General features: G+C 63.9%; 3 protein-coding genes. 1 reads left to right on the top strand and 2 read right to left on the bottom strand.

The genetic code is table 11. From position 1 onward, the window contains the following. Positions 1-43 precede the first annotated feature (43 nt). Positions 44-502, bottom strand: a complete 459-nt coding sequence (locus JNN06_RS02315; RefSeq protein ID WP_291237984.1) for an Lrp/AsnC family transcriptional regulator — start codon at positions 500-502, stop codon at positions 44-46. Further along, on the bottom strand, positions 499-957 hold the full coding sequence (locus tag JNN06_RS02310; RefSeq protein WP_291237985.1) for an Lrp/AsnC family transcriptional regulator: 459 nt from the start codon (positions 955-957) through the stop codon (positions 499-501). Before JNN06_RS02310 ends, JNN06_RS02315 begins: the two co-directional genes overlap by 4 nt. A 128-nt stretch (positions 958-1,085) precedes the next feature. Here JNN06_RS02310 and ilvC point away from each other — a divergent pair, with 128 nt between their 5' ends. After that, entirely contained in the window at positions 1,086-2,108 is a 1,023-nt protein-coding gene (ilvC, locus tag JNN06_RS02305) for a ketol-acid reductoisomerase (protein ID WP_291237983.1), read from the top strand. Positions 2,109-2,120 lie beyond the last annotated feature (12 nt).

Here is a 2,120-nt window from a genome sequence, read left to right as displayed (position 1 = left end):
GGGGGGGCCCCCCCCCCCCCCCCCCATACCCCGTCCGACACCCTCACCCCAATGGTCCGGGCCGCGCCTCCTCGGTCAGCAACACATTGGCCTCTACCTGACCCACCCCCGGCAGCGTCATGATCCGCCGCCGCAAGACGCGCTCGAAATCGGCAATGTCGCGGGCGACCACGCGCAGGCGGTAATCGAACAGGCCCAGGACGTGCTGCACCACCTGCACCTCGGGGATGGCGGTCACCGCGCGCTCGAAATCCTCCAGGCTCACCCGGCCCTTGGTCGCCAGCTTCACGCCCAGAAACACCGTCACGCCAAAGCCAAGCGCAGTGCGATCCACCTGCACGCGCTGCCCCGCGAGGATCCCCGCCTCGGTCAGCCGCTTCACCCGCCGCCAGGCGGCGGGCTGGCTGAGACCATGGCGGCGGCCCAGTTCCCCCGCCGACAGCGTGCCATCGCGCGTGAGATCGCGCAGAAAGGCGCGGTCAAGGTCATCCAGATCAATCACAGCGGCAACCCCGCGCTATCCTTGATGGTGGCAATCAGCATCAGCGCCTCGATATCGGCAATATGGGGCAGGGTGAGGATGCGCTCGCGGTAGATCTGCTGGTAATGCGCCATGTCGCGCGCGATCACGTTCAGCCGCACATCGACCCGGCCCAGAAAGGTCTCGATCCCGATCACCTCGGGCACCTCGCGCGCGGCGGCCAGAAATTCGTCAAAGGCGCGGGGATAGGTCTTGTCCAGCGTGAAGCGCAAGGACACCTCCACCTCATGCCCGAAGGCGCGCCAGTCGATCACCGCTTGCCGCGCCGTGATCACGCCCTGCTCGGCCAGCCGCTCCAGCCGCCGCCAGCAGGTCGCCTGGGTGACGCCCGCGCGCTCGGCCAGAACCGGGGTCGCCAGATCCGGCTCGGCCAGCAGATGCCGCAGGATGCGGCGGTCCGTATCGTCGATCTGAATGGACAATTCATGAAACCTCGTATCCGCGCATGATTTTTCGCAGAAAAATCGAAATCCGTCAAATATTGCGCGGATCACCCCGGCCTTATCCGTATTCTGCCGCCATAGTAACCGGAAAGGAACCGCCCATGCGCGTGTATTATGATCGCGATTGCGACATCAACCTGATCAAGGACAAGAAAGTCGCGATCCTGGGCTATGGCTCGCAAGGCCATGCCCATGCGCTGAACCTGCGCGATTCGGGCGCCAAGAACCTCGTCGTTGCCCTGCGCGAAGGCAGCCCCTCGGCCAAGAAAGCCGAAGGCGAAGGCCTGAAGGTCATGGGCATCGCCGAAGCCGCCGCCTGGTGCGACGTGATCATGTTCACCATGCCCGACGAGCTGCAAGCCGAGACCTACAAGAAATACGTGCATGACAACCTGAAAGAGGGCTCGGCCATCGCCTTCGCCCATGGTCTGAACGTGCATTTCGGCCTGATCGAAGCCAAGCCCGGCGTCGACGTCATCATGATGGCGCCCAAGGGCCCCGGCCACACCGTGCGCGGCGAATACACCAAGGGCGGCGGCGTGCCCTGCCTCTTCGCGGTCCACAATGACGCGACCGGCAAGGCGCAAGACATCGCGCTGTCCTATTGCTCGGCCATCGGCGGCGGCCGCTCGGGCATCATCGAAACCAACTTCCGTCAGGAATGCGAAACCGACCTGTTCGGCGAGCAGGCCGTGCTGTGCGGCGGTCTGGTCGAGCTGATCCGTTGCGGCTTTGAAACGCTGGTCGAGGCTGGCTACGAGCCGGAAATGGCTTACTTCGAGTGCCTGCACGAGGTGAAGTTGATCGTCGACCTGATCTATGAAGGCGGCATCGCCAACATGGATTACTCGATCTCCAACACCGCCGAATACGGCCAATACGTCTCCGGCCCGCGCATCCTGCCCTACGAGGAAACCAAGGCCCGCATGAAAGCCGTGCTGACCGACATCCAGACCGGCAAGTTCGTGCGCGATTTCATGCTGGAAAACGCCGTGGGCCAGCCCACCATCAAGGCCTCGCGCCGCTCGAACGACGAACACCAGATCGAGAAAGTCGGCGAGAAACTGCGCGCCATGATGCCCTGGATCTCCAAGGGCACAATGGTGGACAAGGCGCGCAACTGATCGAGCCGCTTT

Origin of the sequence: Gemmobacter sp. (assembly GCF_016792925.1) — a bacterium.
Taxonomy (GTDB): Bacteria; Pseudomonadota; Alphaproteobacteria; order Rhodobacterales; family Rhodobacteraceae; genus Gemmobacter.
The sequence above is the reverse complement of the archived record's forward strand: the minus strand, read 5'-3'. Positions and strand labels throughout refer to the sequence as shown.

Bases quoted from the DNA above. Each gene is read 5' to 3' on its own strand.
- ilvC (WP_291237983.1), top strand. From the start codon at position 1,086: ATGCGCGTGTATTATGATCGCGATTGCGACATCAACCTGATCAAGGAC.